Source organism: Chryseobacterium populi, from assembly GCF_000282115.1.
GTDB lineage: Bacteria > Bacteroidota > Bacteroidia > Flavobacteriales > Weeksellaceae > Chryseobacterium > Chryseobacterium populi.
Genome location: NZ_AKJY01000014.1, coordinates 303,429 through 318,984 on the forward strand (window position 1 = coordinate 303,429; position 15,556 = coordinate 318,984).

The 15,556-nt window shown below is 36.1% G+C and carries 16 protein-coding genes; 13 read left to right on the top strand and 3 right to left on the bottom strand.

Annotated features, from left to right (window positions below):
• Positions 1-184 precede the first annotated feature (184 nt).
• The 10 genes from PMI13_RS05800 (at position 185) to PMI13_RS05845 (ending at position 10,894) form a co-directional block, all read left to right on the top strand.
• On the top strand, positions 185-2,281 hold the full coding sequence (locus tag PMI13_RS05800; RefSeq protein WP_007841590.1) for a M13 family metallopeptidase: 2,097 nt from the start codon (positions 185-187) through the stop codon (positions 2,279-2,281).
• Between the two features lie 259 nt (positions 2,282-2,540).
• Positions 2,541-2,987: a type VI secretion system contractile sheath small subunit gene (locus tag PMI13_RS05805; RefSeq protein ID WP_034669288.1), complete on the top strand. Its 447-nt coding sequence runs from the start codon at positions 2,541-2,543 to the stop codon at positions 2,985-2,987.
• Between the two features lie 20 nt (positions 2,988-3,007).
• On the top strand, positions 3,008-4,372 hold the full coding sequence (locus PMI13_RS05810) for a DUF5458 family protein (RefSeq protein ID WP_007841592.1): 1,365 nt from the start codon (positions 3,008-3,010) through the stop codon (positions 4,370-4,372).
• 63 nt (positions 4,373-4,435) lie between these two features.
• Positions 4,436-4,912, top strand: coding sequence for a hypothetical protein (locus PMI13_RS05815; RefSeq protein WP_156104385.1), 477 nt, complete (start codon positions 4,436-4,438; stop codon positions 4,910-4,912).
• Between the two features lie 60 nt (positions 4,913-4,972).
• Positions 4,973-6,034, top strand: a complete 1,062-nt coding sequence (mutY, locus tag PMI13_RS05820) for an A/G-specific adenine glycosylase (RefSeq protein ID WP_007841594.1) — start codon at positions 4,973-4,975, stop codon at positions 6,032-6,034.
• Between the two features lie 44 nt (positions 6,035-6,078).
• Positions 6,079-6,636: a gliding motility lipoprotein GldD gene (gene gldD / locus PMI13_RS05825; protein WP_007841595.1), complete on the top strand. Its 558-nt coding sequence runs from the start codon at positions 6,079-6,081 to the stop codon at positions 6,634-6,636.
• A gap of 25 nt (positions 6,637-6,661) precedes the next feature.
• Positions 6,662-7,585: a PfkB family carbohydrate kinase gene (locus PMI13_RS05830; protein WP_007841596.1), complete on the top strand. Its 924-nt coding sequence runs from the start codon at positions 6,662-6,664 to the stop codon at positions 7,583-7,585.
• An 87-nt stretch (positions 7,586-7,672) separates the two neighbouring features.
• Positions 7,673-9,043, top strand: coding sequence for a peptidylprolyl isomerase (locus PMI13_RS05835; RefSeq protein WP_007841597.1), 1,371 nt, complete (start codon positions 7,673-7,675; stop codon positions 9,041-9,043).
• Positions 9,044-9,121: 78 nt separating this feature from the next.
• Positions 9,122-10,111, top strand: coding sequence for an NAD(P)H-dependent flavin oxidoreductase (locus PMI13_RS05840; RefSeq protein WP_185096102.1), 990 nt, complete (start codon positions 9,122-9,124; stop codon positions 10,109-10,111).
• 15 nt (positions 10,112-10,126) lie between these two features.
• Entirely contained in the window at positions 10,127-10,894 is a 768-nt protein-coding gene (locus PMI13_RS05845; RefSeq protein WP_007841599.1) for an alpha/beta fold hydrolase, read from the top strand.
• A gap of 161 nt (positions 10,895-11,055) precedes the next feature.
• On the opposite strand, the gene PMI13_RS05850 is transcribed toward PMI13_RS05845, so the two are convergent.
• Together PMI13_RS05850 and PMI13_RS05855 are read right to left on the bottom strand one after the other, a co-directional pair.
• Positions 11,056-11,676: an HD domain-containing protein gene (locus PMI13_RS05850; RefSeq protein ID WP_007841600.1), complete on the bottom strand. Its 621-nt coding sequence runs from the start codon at positions 11,674-11,676 to the stop codon at positions 11,056-11,058.
• Positions 11,677-11,765: 89 nt separating this feature from the next.
• Complete coding sequence (locus PMI13_RS05855) at positions 11,766-12,065, bottom strand: rhodanese-like domain-containing protein (protein WP_007841601.1); 300 nt, start codon at positions 12,063-12,065, stop codon at positions 11,766-11,768.
• Positions 12,066-12,173: 108 nt separating this feature from the next.
• Here PMI13_RS05855 and queG point away from each other — a divergent pair, with 108 nt between their 5' ends.
• Complete coding sequence (gene queG / locus PMI13_RS05860; protein WP_007841602.1) at positions 12,174-13,103, top strand: tRNA epoxyqueuosine(34) reductase QueG; 930 nt, start codon at positions 12,174-12,176, stop codon at positions 13,101-13,103.
• Here queG and PMI13_RS05865 read toward each other — a convergent pair.
• Positions 13,100-14,005: a WG repeat-containing protein gene (locus tag PMI13_RS05865; RefSeq protein WP_157158215.1), complete on the bottom strand. Its 906-nt coding sequence runs from the start codon at positions 14,003-14,005 to the stop codon at positions 13,100-13,102. The two genes, queG and PMI13_RS05865, sit on opposite strands and share 4 nt — an antisense overlap.
• A 364-nt stretch (positions 14,006-14,369) precedes the next feature.
• On the opposite strand from PMI13_RS05865, the gene PMI13_RS05870 reads away from it, so the two are divergent.
• Together PMI13_RS05870 and PMI13_RS05875 are read left to right on the top strand one after the other, a co-directional pair.
• Positions 14,370-15,053: a TIGR02117 family protein gene (locus PMI13_RS05870; protein WP_156104387.1), complete on the top strand. Its 684-nt coding sequence runs from the start codon at positions 14,370-14,372 to the stop codon at positions 15,051-15,053.
• An 18-nt stretch (positions 15,054-15,071) separates the two neighbouring features.
• Positions 15,072-15,545, top strand: coding sequence for an SRPBCC family protein (locus PMI13_RS05875; RefSeq protein WP_007841607.1), 474 nt, complete (start codon positions 15,072-15,074; stop codon positions 15,543-15,545).
• Positions 15,546-15,556 lie beyond the last annotated feature (11 nt).

Genomic DNA, 15,556 nt, shown 5'->3' on the forward strand with positions numbered 1-15,556 from the left:
AAAAAAGATTAGAAGCTAGAAATTTAGAAAAGAAAACAGTAAAGGGAGAATGATATCCCATAGCTTATAACTCATAACTTATAATTCATCACTCAATAAATTTTCCCATTTTCAAATTACACATAATAGTATTCTCTAAATTTGTATATTTGATAAGTTTGTGTCAAATCAAAAATTACCTTTAATGAAAAAGCTAAACATTGGAATACTTGCCTTATCAGGGATTGTATTTTTAAATTCGTGCGGTACAGCCAAAACTGCAGAGACAACTACTAAAACAGAAACTACTGTGGCTGTTACAGAACCCGTAAAAGAAGAAGTGAAGGAAGAAGGGATTAATTTGTCCTATATGGATAAAAGTGTTCGTCCACAGGATGATTTTTTTAATTACGTTAACGGAAATTGGGTTAAAACAACTCAGATCCCTTCTGATAAAGCAAGCTGGGGATCTTTCAATGCCTTGAGAGAAAATGTAGATGATGCCTCCCTGGATATTCTCAACAAGATTTTATCTGAAAAATATGAAGCAGGTTCTGAAGGACAGAAAATCCAGAATCTATATGCCTCTTTCATGGATCTTAGCAAAAGGAATGCTGATGGTCTTGCTCCGATCAAAGGAGATCTCGCCAAAATCGATGCCATTAAAAATAGTAATGATCTTCAGAAATACCTTCTGGAAGCAACGAGATTGGGTGATAATTCTTTCTACGGATGGAGAGTGGGTGCAGATATGAAGAATTCTAAAATGAATGCAGTATATCTTGGCGGTCCGGATCTTGGTCTGGGAAGAGATTATTATCAGAAAGTAAATGAAGCCAATACCAAAACTTTAGCTGAATATCAAAGCTATGTAGGTAAATTATTTGGAGTATTAGGGTATAAAAATTCAACACAGGCTGCCCAGAATGTAGTAGATTTTGAAAAACAGCTGGCTAATTATCTTTTAACATTAGAACAAAACAGAGATGCCAATTTAAGATACAACCCCAAAAACGTATCTGAGTTATCAGGACTGGTGAAAAATGTTGATTTAGCTAAATATCTGTCTGATGCAGGCGTTAAAACCGATAAAGTAATCATTGGTGAGCTGAAATATTATCAGAATATGGATCAGTTTTTGAATCAGAAAAACCTTCCGTTGCTGAAAGATTATTTAAAATATCATGTCATCAATGGAAATGCAAGCAATCTGGATGAAAACCTGGAGCAGATCCGTTTCGATTTCTATTCCAAATACCTTCAGGGGCAAAAAGAGCAGCGTCCGATGAATAAAAGAGGCTTATCTCTGGTAAACGGTGTTCTTGGAGAAGCTTTCGGAAAGTTGTATGTTGAAAAATATTTCACTCCCGAAGCTAAGCAGCAGATGGAGACGTATATCGACTACCTTTTAAAATCATTCAAGACCCATATTAATGAAATGGATTGGATGTCTGCAGAAACAAAAGTAAAAGCGCAGGAGAAATTATCTAAATTCACCGTGAAAATTGCTTACCCTGATCAATGGAAAGACTACACCAAATTGAAAGTGGAATCACCGGACCAGGGAGCAACCTTATATTCCAATTTACAGAATGTAGCGGCATGGCAATATCAGAGAAGCCTGGATAAAGTAGGAAAGCCGGTTGATAAAACAGAATGGGGGATGACCCCGCAAACTGTAAATGCTTACTATAACGGTTCAAATAACGAAATCGTTTTCCCGGCAGCTATTCTTCAGCCTCCTTTCTATAATCCGAAAGCAGATGCAGCCGTCAACTTCGGTGGCATCGGTGCGGTAATCGGTCACGAAATTTCTCATGGTTTTGATGACAGTGGCTCCCGTTTCGACGGTGACGGAAACCTTAATAACTGGTGGACGGATGCAGACCGTAAAAATTTTGATGCAAAAGTGGGGCAGCTGGCTTCACAATATAACGCTTATGAACCTGTAAAAGGAAGCTTTGTCAACGGTAAATTCACAAGTGGAGAAAATATCGGTGACTTAGGTGGAGTAGCGGTAGCTTATGATGCATTACAGATGTATCTTAAAGATCACGGAAACCCGGGATTGATCAGTGGATTTAATCAGGATCAGAGATTCTTTATGAGCTGGGCAACAGTCTGGAGAACAAAATCTACAGATCAGTATATGGTAAACCAGGTGAAAACAGACCCGCATTCTCCGGGATATTTCAGAGCTTTCGGTCCGTTGGTAAACCAGGATGCCTTTATTAAAGCATTTGATATCAAACCCGGAGACAAATTATATAAAGCTCCTCAGGATAGAATAAAAATTTGGTAATACAGCCAAAAATTGTTAGAAAAAAGAGCGCATCTGTTTTGATGCGTTTTTTTTATTATTTTTTTCATAGATTAGTGATATGAAAATAGCAATTTTGTATCGCATATAATTAACTGAATTAAATATTTCAAGAAAAATCTTAGCAAAATTTTGTATGTTACAGTTTTTTTTTAAATTTAAACATTGGATTGGTGACTTGTTTGATTCATCAGCAAAAAACAAATCCAGACTAAATCAAAAATCTCAAAATAATAATAATATGGCAATGTTTAATTATGGTGTTGGCGGAAACGAGGTAAAAGTAGACGCTAATGAAGCTATTCAGGAAATACAGGAAAATAAGTCATTGATTGTGAGCCAGCTTACAACTGAAGAGTCTTATACCCCTGAAATTGTAACAGGATTAAAGACTGTGGAGGATGTTTTCAAACATTTCCAGCCTTCAGTAAGTGTACAGCACGAAACCGAAGATGGTAATGTAGTGGAAGAAGAATTCCGTTTTCAGAATCTTGGGGACTTCACTCCTAAAAATCTTACCCAGAAATCAAATTATTTACAGCAACTTAGCATGGAACAGGAGCAATATAATAAAATTGTACGTCAGCTGAAGACAAATAAAATTCTGCGTAATATGCTGGAGAATGAGCAGACAAGAGCTGCTTTTATAGAAGTATTAAAGGACGTGGCACAAGAACTTGAAAAATAATTAAAGACTTTACACTAATCATGGATAGTAAATTACAACCGGCAGAAAACCAACAACAAGGTCAGCAGCAACAACATTCGGGACAGCCAAAAGGAAATCCCCTTGCCGAACTCAACAAAATGGGTGGGTTTGGATTTGTAGAATCCGTTGTAGATGGTATTGCCAATATGAACCCTACAAGGAAGGCAAGGAAAGAAATTTTCCTTAATGACAATAATAAATCAGAAGAAAGAAAAGAGTTACTTCAAAAGATCAACCTCTGGGTGAGTCTTTTAGAAGGAAACGAATCTGCTGATAAAATGGCTGAAACCTGTAAAAATAAAGCACAGCAGGCCGAACAGAACTTAAAGTCTAATCTGAAAAATGCACTGGATGCAGTTCGTCAGTTAGAAACAAACTATAGAACGGTTGCCCAGTTTTATAAAAATACAGAACTCGACAAAGTAGACAATGTAAACATCGTCAATGCAAGCCTAGAGCAGCTTTCAGACCTTGATAACCCACTGTTTATCGATGCCATTGCAGAAGAATTCAAAAGTTACTACGATCGTTTAGACCTTAGAGACAACTATTCTATCTTTGCGGTTCCCGGGTACCTTGGATCAAATAAAGTGATTGAGAAATGGGCGAAAATCTGTAACGAAAACAAAGTAATGATGGTTACCGATTTTGCTAATCTTGATAAACCGGATGATGTGGTAGATTTATTCCATTCTGCTAACCTTACAGGAGGTGAACTTCACAGAAGTAATGTAATCATGACCTGTAACTGGCTTGTAGGGCGTGGAAGAGCAGAGGAAGTAGGGGAAGAAGAAAATGTAGAGCTTCCGCCTTCAACTTCATTAGCCGGAAAAATCCATAAAACATTAATGTCTCAGGTAGCTGCAGGTAAAAAACATGGTAACATTAACGAAGTAGATGCCGTAAAATTCGAATTGAAGAAAAGTGAAATTTCTCAGTTGGAAAAAATGGGATTGGTACCTATGGTTAACGAATATGGTAAAATCATGGCATTCTCAGCCAAAACATTATTTACAGGAGACAATATCGGGCTTCAGACCTATTCCGTTGTTCGTGTATTTGACTATGTAACTAAAGTTTTATTAGACTTCCTGAACAGAAGAGCATTCGAAAACTGGAATGCGAAAAACGAAGATGATCTGAGAAGACAAATCGTAACGTTCCTGGATAATATCAAAGGAGCGGATAAACTTATTGAAAAATTCAAAATCGTTCGCTTCGAGCAGGATAAAGTAAATAAAGACAGAGTATGGCTGGATATCCGTTTGACTCCTTATTTCCCTACAAAAAGTTTCGTTATTAAATTAGACGGGCACAAAGGGGATGATGGTAACGAATGGGATGCAGAATACATTCAGGACTAATTCAACCCATTTTAACAATAAAAACCGATGTATTCAAACATCGGTTTTTTTCTACCAAATCATATGAAAATTAATCTGATTAATAACAAACTGAAGTATTATTGCTTCCTCCCCGTTTTACTGATGGCTTTTATAGTGAGCTGTGAAAAGCAGCCTATCTCTAAAGATCATAAAGTAGACCTGTTTGCAGACGAAAGACAGGAAGGGAAAGCTTATATCATGAATGCAGATGAATGCTATGACGGAAGTGACCTGGTGCTGACAAGCTCTGAAATGAAGCTTGTAGACAGCTCTTCAAGCCGTGGGAAGGCTATTTTTATTTATAAGGTAAGTTCAGGAACTCTCTTAAAAACCAAGACGGATTCTGTAATGAAATATCCGTTTGAATTTCTTTCCAATCAAAGGTTAAAACTGAAAAAAGATTCGATGTATGTCTTTCTCAAAAAATTGGATGGCTACCGTCTTATTGCCGAAGAAAAACATCTGAAATATAAATGGCTTAAAGCGGCTCCGGTATATTCGGTAAGTGAAGAAAAATAAATAGTTTTATCTTTGTGGAATAATAAGATGCTAAGCATAGTCGAAGCATTTCAATAAACAATGTCGGTAGAACTAAACACTAGGTTTTTGAAAAAGAATGACAGCAATTCAGACTTTCTCTATATTGGGGAAAAACTTCTGGATTGGTACAAGGAAAATGCAAGGGATTTACCTTTCAGACAAACAAAAGATCCTTATAAAATCTGGATCTGTGAAATTGTTTTTCAACAGACGAGAATCACCCAGGGGCTTAATCATTATAATAATTTCATAAAAAGGTTTCCGGATGTTCAAACTTTGGCCGAAGCTGAAGAAAATGAGGTTTTATTATACTGGAAAGGACTCGGATACTATTCCAGAGCGATCAATATCCACAAAGCTGCTCAGCAGATCATGAATGAGTATCATGGTGTTTTTCCATATGAATATGAGGAAATCCTACAACTCAAAGGCATTGGAAAATATACGGCAGCTGCAGTTTCAAGCATCTGTTTTGATGGTAAAATGCCTGCTGTAGACGGAAATTTCTATCGGGTACTGAGTCGCATTTTTGCTGATGACTTTGACATTTCAAATTCAAGAGCATTTACGTATTTTTCTGAACTGGCGAATCTGATAATGCCCGAAAATGCAGGTGATTTCAACCAGGCGATGATGGATCTCGGATCTGAGATCTGTAAACCGAAGAATCCACTTTGTGAAGAATGCCCTTTACATGAAAACTGTCTTGCATTTTCAATGAGCCGGATATCGGATTTTCCGGTTAAAACTAAAAAAATTAAGACGGAAGATCTGCACCTTAGATATTATTTCGTTTATCACCGGAACCGGTTTTTAATCCAACAAAGGAAAGATGATTTCATCTGGAAAAAGCTGTTTGAATTCCTGCCTTCGATTCCCGAAGAGATGGAGCCATTTATTAAGAAGACAAAAACAGTTACCCATAAACTGACACATAAGAATTTAACGATTGAAATTTCCGATGTTGAGATCACTTCAGAAGATATCTGGAATGATTTTACAACCCGGAATTCATACCTTATCACAGATGTTAAAGCCTCTCATGAAAAATCATTTCCCAAACCTTTGGAGAATTATATTCAAAACTCATTGAAAGACTGAAATTTGTCTTATAAAATCTGAAATCTAATTTGTACTTTTGCAAAATGATCAAAAAAGTCATTTTTATATTTGCTTCACTGCTTTTAATTTCATGTGGGAAAGACCCGATTCCCAAGCCTTACGGAGAATTACGTTTGGAATATCCCGCACCAAAATACCAGAAGTTTGAGCCTGACTGTGCTTACAGCTTTGAATACTCTGATTTTGCTAAAATCACGGATGCCAAAAGACCATGCTGGTATTATCTGAATTATCCGAAAATGAAAGCCAAAATTTTTGTGACCTATTATCCGGTTCAGAATGATTTTGCAGAGCACATCAAAGAAGCGGAAAAAATGGTCTATGAGCATACGATTAAAGCCAGTGCCATTGATACCAAATCTTTCGAATATCCTGAAAAAAAGGTATATGGCAATTTTTATGAGCTGAAAGGTCAGACGGCCTCCAACCTTCAGTTTTACATTACAGACAGCACACGCCATTTCGTAACGGCTTATTTATACTTTAATACAAGACCAAAGCCGGATTCTCTGGCCCCGGCGGTAGATTATATCAAAAAAGATATGAAACACCTGCTGGACACTTTTGAATGGAAAAAATAATTATTTAAAATAGATTGAAAAATATATGAAACTTTTAGTTGTAGGAAGTGTTGCATTTGATGCAATTGAAACGCCATTTGGTAAAACAGATAAAATTTTAGGAGGTGCCGCCACGTATATCGGAATTACTTCATCTATTCTGGGCGTACATTCAGGAATCGTTTCTGTTGTTGGAGGAGATTTCCCGCAAGAGCATCTTGATATGTTTACCGCAAGAAATATAAATATTGAAGGGCTTGAAATCGTAAAAGAAGGAAAAACATTTTTCTGGGCAGGAAAATATCACAATGATTTAAATACAAGAGATACTTTAGCTACAGAAGTAAACGTTTTAGAAAATTTTGATCCTAAAATACCTGATTCTATGCAGGATGCAGAGATTTTACTTTTAGGAAACCTTCACCCGGGTGTTCAGTTGTCTGTTCTTGAAAAAATGAATCAACGTCCTAAACTGGTTATTTTAGATACCATGAATTTCTGGATGGATTCAGCTTTGGATATTTTAATGGAAATGATTGCCAAAACAGATGTGATCACCATTAATGATGAAGAGGCGAGACAACTTTCAGGAGAATATTCTCTGGTAAAAGCAGCTAAAAAGATTCATACAATGGGGCCTAAATATGTTATCATTAAAAAAGGGGAGCACGGAGCTTTACTTTTCCATGATAACAAAGTATTTGCAATCCCTGCATTACCGTTAGAAGATGTTTTTGATCCTACCGGTGCTGGAGATACTTTTGCAGGTGGCTTTGCTGCTTATCTGGCTAAAAAAGGAAAGTTCGATTTTGAAACGATGAAGTCTGCATTAATCGTAGGTTCCGCAATGGCATCATTTACTGTTGAGAAATTCGGAACAGAAAGACTTCTGGAAGTAAAAGAAGCAGATATGTTCGGCAGACTGAGACAATTCAAAGAATTAACGACATTTGATGTCGAACTGCAATAAATACGTCTTTTTAAGAAATATTTATAATAAAAAATTTAGTGTAATTCATTAAGAATTCTAAATTTGCAACTTGTTTAAAATAGTAAAATGATAAATAAACTAAAAACCACTTTTCTCTTTGGAGTTTTTATAATGTTGTTTGCGACAAGCAGCATGAATGCTCAGCTAAAACAAGGAGACCTGGTGGATGGTATTGCTGCTGTAATCGGTGATGAAATTGTTCTGGAATCTGATGTGGAAGAACAAATGAACTATGGAAAGCAGCAAGGAGCTTCTAATGTAGATAAATGTGAGTTTTTGGAAAATCTTCTTAACAACAAACTTCTTGTTTACGAAGCTAAAAAAGATACCTTAATTGAAAACCGTTCTGCTGCGATTAAAGAGCAGGCAAATGCTAAATATACCCAGTTACTTTCTCAGTTTCCTGATGAAAAGGCAATGTTAGCCGCTTATAAATTCAGAAACGGATATGAGATGAAGAACGCTATTGAAAAAATAGATACAGACTCCTATTACGGGCAGGCAAAATACCAGAGGGTAACAGAAAAAGCAGACGTTACACCAAACGAGGTGACAGATTTCTATAACCTTTATAAAATGCAGTTACCGGAGATCAAAGACGAGGTTTCTTTAGCCCAGATCATGATGTATCCTAAATTGACAGAAGCTCATAAAAATGAACTGATCGACAAGCTTAAAAAAATCAAGCAGGATATCGCCGGCGGTGAAAGCTTTGAAAGCCAGGCAAGAATATACTCTGAAGATCCGGGATCAGCATCCAATGGAGGTCTGATGAAGAATATCTCTAAAGGACAGATGGTAAAACCGTTTGAAGCTGCAGCCCTGAACCTTCAGGAAGGTGAAATTTCAGAACCTATAGAATCCGAATTCGGATATCATATTATTCAGCTGATAAAAAGATCGGGGAAAATTTATGATGCAAGGCATATTCTTTTAATGGCAACCCCTACAGAAGAAGAGATTAAGACTGCTAAAAGCAAACTGGACAGTATCAGGACACTGATCACAGATGGAAAAATAACGTTTAAAGATGCTGCTTTTAAATTTTCGGATGATAAAAGAACCAAATTCAATAGCGGGGTAATTGCCGGATCTGACGGATCCAGTAAAATTGAAAAAGAAAGTATTCCGGGAACAATCAGCTATGAGCTTGCCGGGTTAAATAAAAATGATATCACAACTGCTTTTGATGATGAGGATGAAAGAAAAAGAAAAGTAGTGAAAATTGTGAAGATCGAAGATGTGATTCCTGCCCACCAGATTACCCTGGAAACTGATTATGACAGAATAAAACAGATGGCTCTGAATAAAAAGCGGAATGAAATGGTTGAAAAGTTTGTCAACACTAAACTTCCGACCACATTTATATCGATAGACGGCCGTTACGATTCTTGCCAGTTCAAGGCAACCTGGAAAAAAGAATCTATCAAAAAATAAATTTTAAACCTTCGGAATTTCCGAAGGTTTTTTTTATCTGATATTTCTTGGATTCCATGTTTTTAGTATTTTTACAGCATGAGCAATTTTATAGACTTCAATACAGCGAAAAAGCTTCAGGAAATGGAATCAGCACAAAATAGAATTACAGAACTTTTTAACATACAATATCCCGTTATCCAGGCCGGAATGATCTGGCATTCGGGCTGGAGATTGGCCTCGGCTGTTTCTAATTGCGGTGGATTGGGTTTAATAGGAGCCGGAAGCATGTATCCCGATATATTGAGGGAAAATATTCAGAAATGTAAAGCTGCAACAGATAAACCGTTTGGGGTGAATGTTCCGATGCTGTACCCGAATCTTGATGAAGTGATACAGATCATTCTGGAAGAAGGAGTGAAAATTGTTTTTACCTCTGCGGGAAATCCGAAAACTTATACCGAAACTTTACAGAAAGAAGGGCTGAAAGTAGCTCACGTAGTTTCCTCTACAAAATTTGCAGTAAAATGTGAAGATGCAGGAGTAGATGCTGTAGTTGCCGAAGGTTTTGAAGCAGGCGGACATAACGGAAGAGACGAAACCACCTCTTTCTGTTTAATTCCCAACGTAAAAAAACACATCTCAAAACCATTGATTGCCGCAGGTGGAATCGCTTTAGGCTCACAAATGAAGGCAGCAATGATTTTAGGAGCAGACGGAGTGCAGATAGGCTCACGTTTTGCGGCTACAACAGAAGCCAGTGCCCATGATAACTGGAAAAAGAAAATTGTAGAACTGAATGAAGGGGATACCCATCTTACCTTAAAAGAACTGGCCCCGGTAAGAATGGTTAAAAATAAGTTCTTTAATGAGCTTGAAGAAATTTACCAGACCGGAAGAAATACAGAAGCCTTAATCACTTCTTTAGGCAGGGCAAGGGCAAAGCGCGGGATGTTTGAAGGTGATATGGAAGAAGGTGAACTGGAAATAGGACAGGTTTCAGCTTTAATCGATGAAATTCTTCCTGTGGAAACTGTTTTCAATAATTTATTAAAAGAGTTTAAAGAAACCAAAATGCCTGTTTTTTAATGTACCTTGGATTGAATGCAGAATAAATTAATTGAAGTAAAAGGGAAAAAACTTTATATAGAATACCATAGCCTGTATGAAAGCAAACCCACAATTGTTTTTTTACACGATTCTTTAGGAAGTGTACAGCTTTGGAGAGATTTGCCTGTAAAGATAGCAGAAAAAGCCCAATGCAATGTTTTGGCTTACGATCGGATCGGCTATGGAAAATCTGATCCGATGCAGACTTATGGGAGACCAACAAATTATATGGAGCTTGAAGCTGATATATTAAATGATTTGCTGGTAAAACGAAACATCAGGGATGCCATACTTTTCGGGCATAGCGATGGCGGAACCATTGCTTTAATTACAGCAAGTAAATATCCGGAAAGGATAAAAAGCATTATCTGTGAAGCAGGGCATATTTTCGTGGAAGAAGTGACCTTAAAAGGAGTTTCTGATGCATGGGAAGCTTATAAAACCACTGATCTGCCTAAGCGTCTGCAGAAATACCATGGAGATAAGGTTGAAATGCTGTTCAAAGCATGGACGGAAACCTGGCTCCGTGACGACTACAGAAACTGGAATATTGAACACCTTTTGAAAAATATTACCTGTCCGTTATTGTTTATTCAGGGTGAAGCAGACGAATACGGAACATTGGATCAGGTTGAAAAAACCATTAGTCAGGTAAGTGGAAAAACGGAAAAATATATTATTCCGGATGTAGGACATACTCCACATAAAGAAGCCCCGGATCTGGTTTTAAATAAAATTTCAGAGTTTCTTCAACAATTTTGATTTTAAAATTAATTCTCGCAGATTTAGCAGATAACGTATCCATTAAAAAAATAAAATATTGGCTTTGGCAAAAATTTACATGACAAATTAAAAGCTATAATCATCCGTGTAAATCTGTGGTGGAAAAATAAGTATCATTAGGAGCAGTTTTTAGCCGTAACTTATAAACTGCGTAGTTCATATTCAATATTCAGTTTTGCCTGCACCTCATATCGCTCCTTGAAATAATCCGTTTTAAAAATATTATCCAGTTCTAAAAAATGCTGAAGAACTTTTTTTCTTCCGGGCTTATAAAGAAAATCGGGATAAATAGAATATTCCTTTCTGATCTTCCGGGTATAATCGAGATAAGTTTCCAGGTTCTTTCCTAAAATTGAAAGATCAGCATCCAGCAAATAATTAGTATCAGTATCGCTGGACTTTTGATGTGTTTTTGTTGCTACAATCTGCTTGCAAACCCGATTCACAGATTCATGATCCATAGGCAATTTTTGAAGCCTTGTTTGGGCAAATTCTGCACTTTTCTCTTCATTCGATTTCGAAGAAGAATCATAAATCACATCATGATAAAAAATAGCAAAAGAAATATTGCTGAAGTTGGAAATAAATTTTTTTACCGCTTCAATCTCTAAAAACATATTCCCGATATGTTCCAGATTATGATAATATCTTCCTTTTCCTGAATATTTCTGCTCGATTTCCAGCCATAGATCATTGATGAGATGCTGATCTGCAGTAAAAGGTAAGCAGCTTTTTTTGAAGGTCTCGTAAAGGTTTATCATGATTTAAAGGTATGAAAAAAGGGATTTATTTTAAATCCCTTTAACTATTTTCTTCCGGTAATCTGATCATAAATTACCATCGTCAGTTCTTAAAATGTTCCCTGGTTAGCTTCTATAGTTGCTTTCAGATCTGCCCAGCCACCGCCGTTATAACCCTCTGCCAAACCTTGGGAATTAAGATATTCCAGAGCTTTTCCACTTCTGTTTCCGCTTCTGCAGAAAATAATTACCGGCTTTTCGATAGACAGGATTTCTTCTTTTCTGTCCTCCACTTCACCTAAAGGAATGTTTTTTGCTCCTTCTATATTACCGTCCATTTCCAGCTCCATGGGCTCACGAACATCAATTAACTCATAATTTCCTGATTTTAATACATCTATTAATGACATAATCTTAAATATTTAATGTTAAAAGTTTAAAAAGGATGGATGAAGTATTTTCAGACATCCAAACTCTAACAAATTTATAAAATAATCTTAGTTTTGCAATGCGAAATTATGAATTCAACCGCTGAAAAATATTCTCAACTCATAAAATCCAGGGCTGAAAGTTTTGGATTCCAAAGCTGTGGTATTTCCAGAGCCGGATTTCTGGAAGAAGATGCACGGCCTCTGGAGAATTGGCTTAAGAATAATTTCAATGGTGAAATGAAATACATGGAAAATCATTTCGATAAACGTCTTGATCCCAGATTGCTGGTAGAAGGCTCGAAATCGGTGATTTCATTATCATATAATTATTTTCCGGAAGAGAAGATCAATACTATCGGGAATTATAAAATTTCGAAATATGCTTATGCGGAAGACTATCATGAAGTAATTAAAGATATTCTTCGTGAAATGGTTGCTGTGCTGCAGCAGGAGATCGGTGATTTTGGATTCAGGGTATTCGTAGATTCGGCGCCTGTTCTGGAAAGAAGCTGGGCAAGAAAATCAGGAATCGGCTGGGTAGGAAAAAATGCCAATCTTATCACCAGACAAAGCGGTTCTTTTTATTTTTTAGCAGAAATTATTTGCGATCTGGAATTAATTCCCGACAATGAAACCACCAGCCATTGCGGAACCTGCAGAAAATGTATTGATGCCTGTCCTACAGATGCTATTGTTTCCGATAAAATTATTGATGGGAGTAAATGTATTTCATACGCTACGATAGAATTAAAGAATGAGATCCCAGATTATTTTAAAAATAAAATGGAAGACTGGATGTTCGGATGTGATATCTGCCAGGATGTTTGCCCATGGAATAGGTTCTCAGCACCCAATCTGCAAAGCAGATTCACTCCCAACGAATCTCTTAAAAATTTCAAAAAAGGAGAGTGGAAAGAAATTACCCAGGAATTGTTCTCCGAAATATTCAGAAAATCACCCGTAAAAAGAACAAAGTTTGCCGGGTTAAAAAGAAATATTAAGTTCCTTGAAGATTAATCATCGGAATGTTTTAACCATTCATCAAGTGGTACAAGGATTTTTTTATAATCGTTTCCATCCCGCTGATAATGATGAACAAAAATGTTTCCTGTTTCATCAGCATAAAAATTAAATCCTACCGCATCATCATTATCCGTTGAAAAATTGGCATTCTCCTGAAATCGATAAAGCTTGATAAAATAATAAGGAATATTCTGATCAGGTCTTTTGATGATTTCGAATGTTAATTGATCTCCTTCCGAAATGTTGATTCTGTTTATTTTTTCACTGTTTTTCTTAAGTTTCTGCAATATTTTTTTTTCAAAATCATTATAAGAGAACTGGTAGGGTATGTATTTTCCATGCTCTTCTCTTGTATCCTTATTATTCTTTTTTTTATCTGTAACCGTAATTTCTTTTCCGTTTCTATCAAGATACCCGAAAGTTTTTGCCCCTGTTAATGAAGGATATTCAGTATCTTTTTCTCTGTCAAAATAACATTCCTGACAATAATAGACGAAACCAAAATTGAAAGGACAGACATAGTCATATTTCGCCGGGATCAAAATATTTCCAGCCAGATCGGCTATTCCTGTTTTGCCATTTTTATCGGAGAATCTTATTGAATATTCTTTTGGAGTATCCGGTTCTTTATTATTATATGAGTAAAAAAGAAATTTACCTTCCCTGTTTACATAGTAATTTTTTTTCTCTTTTTTTAAGCTTATATAAATGATTCCGTTTTGTATTTCTTCATTGTTATTGTAATGATATTCAGATATAAAAGGTTCTATAATAATATTTCCTTTTTCATCAATAACACTGATAATACTGTCATTTTCGGTTTTGAAAAATAATTTTTTGTTTTGAGCCGAAGATAAAAATGAAATAAAGAAGAACAGCAATATGAAATTTTTCAAAATGGAGAATAAAAGTTTTAGGTGAAAATATCTGTCTGGAATTTTTTGATTCCAAAAGTAAAGAGGGTTGATGATCATGCCTTAAATTTCTTGATTTAAGGAGATGAAGATTAATGAAAATAAGAACCTGCTATAAAGCTCTTCCTAAAAACAAAAATTGACTTTCAGGAGATAAAAATCCCACAGAAAATCAACGTCTTTTTTGTACTCTTTTAGGAGCTGTTTTTACTCTTATTTTAAATCTTTTTTGAGATTTAGTGTTTTTACGCATATTTGTGTAATATTTCGTAACTAAATTTAATCATTTTTCCGATTAAAACAAATACTTTTACTGAAAAATATAAATTAAATTTTATTAAAAAACATGACTGTGAAAATGGTATTAATGTATGTCCTGAAAATTATCGGAATCATTATCGGAATTGTTGTTCTTTATGCTGCATTAGGGTATTTTCTGCCTTTTATAGAAGTATCGGCGAAAGACGACGGTGAAAAAAAGGTGATCCCGGTTTATATTTATACCAATGGGGTGCATACCGATATTGTAATGCCTGTAAAAAATGATGTACAGGACTGGAGCGCAAAGATCCCGTTTTCCAATACAAGATCCAGAAGAACAGATTATCAGTATATAGGAGTAGGCTGGGGCGATAAAGGTTTTTATCTGGATACTCCGACCTGGGCAGACCTTAAATTTTCAACGGCCTTTAAAGCTGCATTCTGGCTCAGTGAATCAGCGATGCACTGTACTTATTATGAATCGATGAAAGAAGGTGCTGATTGCAAAATGATGATGATCAGCAGGACGCAATATAAAAATCTGGTACAGTTTGTTGAGAATAAATTTGACAAAGACCGGAACGGAAATTTTGTTTTGATTCCTACCAATGCTGTGTACAGTGATCATGATGCTTTCTATGATGCGAAAGGAAAGTACAGCTTCCTGTACACCTGTAATACCTGGGCTAATGATGGATTGAAGGCAGCCGGACAAACAGCGGCATGGTGGACGCCTTCAGATTTTGGAATATTTCAGCATTATAAATAGACTCCGGAAAAATAAATAATGATACACAGACTTTTTCGAGAGCAGCAGCTGAATTGTGATATAGCAACAGCCTGGAAGTTTTTTTCCTCAGCAGATAATCTTTCCGAGATTACTCCGAAAGATATGGGTTTTACTGTATTGACAACGTTTGAAGATGATAGCATCTACGAAGGAATGCTTATCAATTACCACATTTCTCCGGTGATGAAGATCAGAATGAACTGGCAAACGGAAATTACACAGGTGTCATTTCAAAAAAGCTTTACCGATGTTCAGAAAAAAGGACCTTATAAATTATGGAAACATCATCATGAATTTATTGCCAATGATAAGGGAGTGCTGATGAAAGATACAGTAGATTATGAGCTGCCTTTCGGATTTCTGGGTGAAATTGCCCGTCAACTTTTTGTGAAAAAGAAACTGACATATATCTTCAGGTACAGGAATCAAATACTGGAAAAACGTTTTAACGAAAAAAGCGATAAAAATTAAATCCCTCAGCA

Coding starts and splice junctions, on each gene's coding strand:
- PMI13_RS05800 (WP_007841590.1), top strand. CDS start 185: ATGAAAAAGCTAAACATTGGAATACTTGCCTTATCAGGGATTGTATTT.
- PMI13_RS05805 (WP_034669288.1), top strand. CDS start 2,541: ATGGCAATGTTTAATTATGGTGTTGGCGGAAACGAGGTAAAAGTAGAC.
- PMI13_RS05810 (WP_007841592.1), top strand. CDS start 3,008: ATGGATAGTAAATTACAACCGGCAGAAAACCAACAACAAGGTCAGCAG.
- PMI13_RS05815 (WP_156104385.1), top strand. CDS start 4,436: ATGAAAATTAATCTGATTAATAACAAACTGAAGTATTATTGCTTCCTC.
- mutY (WP_007841594.1), top strand. CDS start 4,973: ATGTCGGTAGAACTAAACACTAGGTTTTTGAAAAAGAATGACAGCAAT.
- gldD (WP_007841595.1), top strand. CDS start 6,079: ATGATCAAAAAAGTCATTTTTATATTTGCTTCACTGCTTTTAATTTCA.
- PMI13_RS05830 (WP_007841596.1), top strand. CDS start 6,662: ATGAAACTTTTAGTTGTAGGAAGTGTTGCATTTGATGCAATTGAAACG.
- PMI13_RS05835 (WP_007841597.1), top strand. CDS start 7,673: ATGATAAATAAACTAAAAACCACTTTTCTCTTTGGAGTTTTTATAATG.
- PMI13_RS05840 (WP_185096102.1), top strand. CDS start 9,122: ATGAGCAATTTTATAGACTTCAATACAGCGAAAAAGCTTCAGGAAATG.
- PMI13_RS05845 (WP_007841599.1), top strand. CDS start 10,127: ATGCAGAATAAATTAATTGAAGTAAAAGGGAAAAAACTTTATATAGAA.
- PMI13_RS05850 (WP_007841600.1), bottom strand. CDS start 11,676: ATGATAAACCTTTACGAGACCTTCAAAAAAAGCTGCTTACCTTTTACT.
- PMI13_RS05855 (WP_007841601.1), bottom strand. CDS start 12,065: ATGTCATTAATAGATGTATTAAAATCAGGAAATTATGAGTTAATTGAT.
- queG (WP_007841602.1), top strand. CDS start 12,174: ATGAATTCAACCGCTGAAAAATATTCTCAACTCATAAAATCCAGGGCT.
- PMI13_RS05870 (WP_156104387.1), top strand. CDS start 14,370: ATGACTGTGAAAATGGTATTAATGTATGTCCTGAAAATTATCGGAATC.
- PMI13_RS05875 (WP_007841607.1), top strand. CDS start 15,072: ATGATACACAGACTTTTTCGAGAGCAGCAGCTGAATTGTGATATAGCA.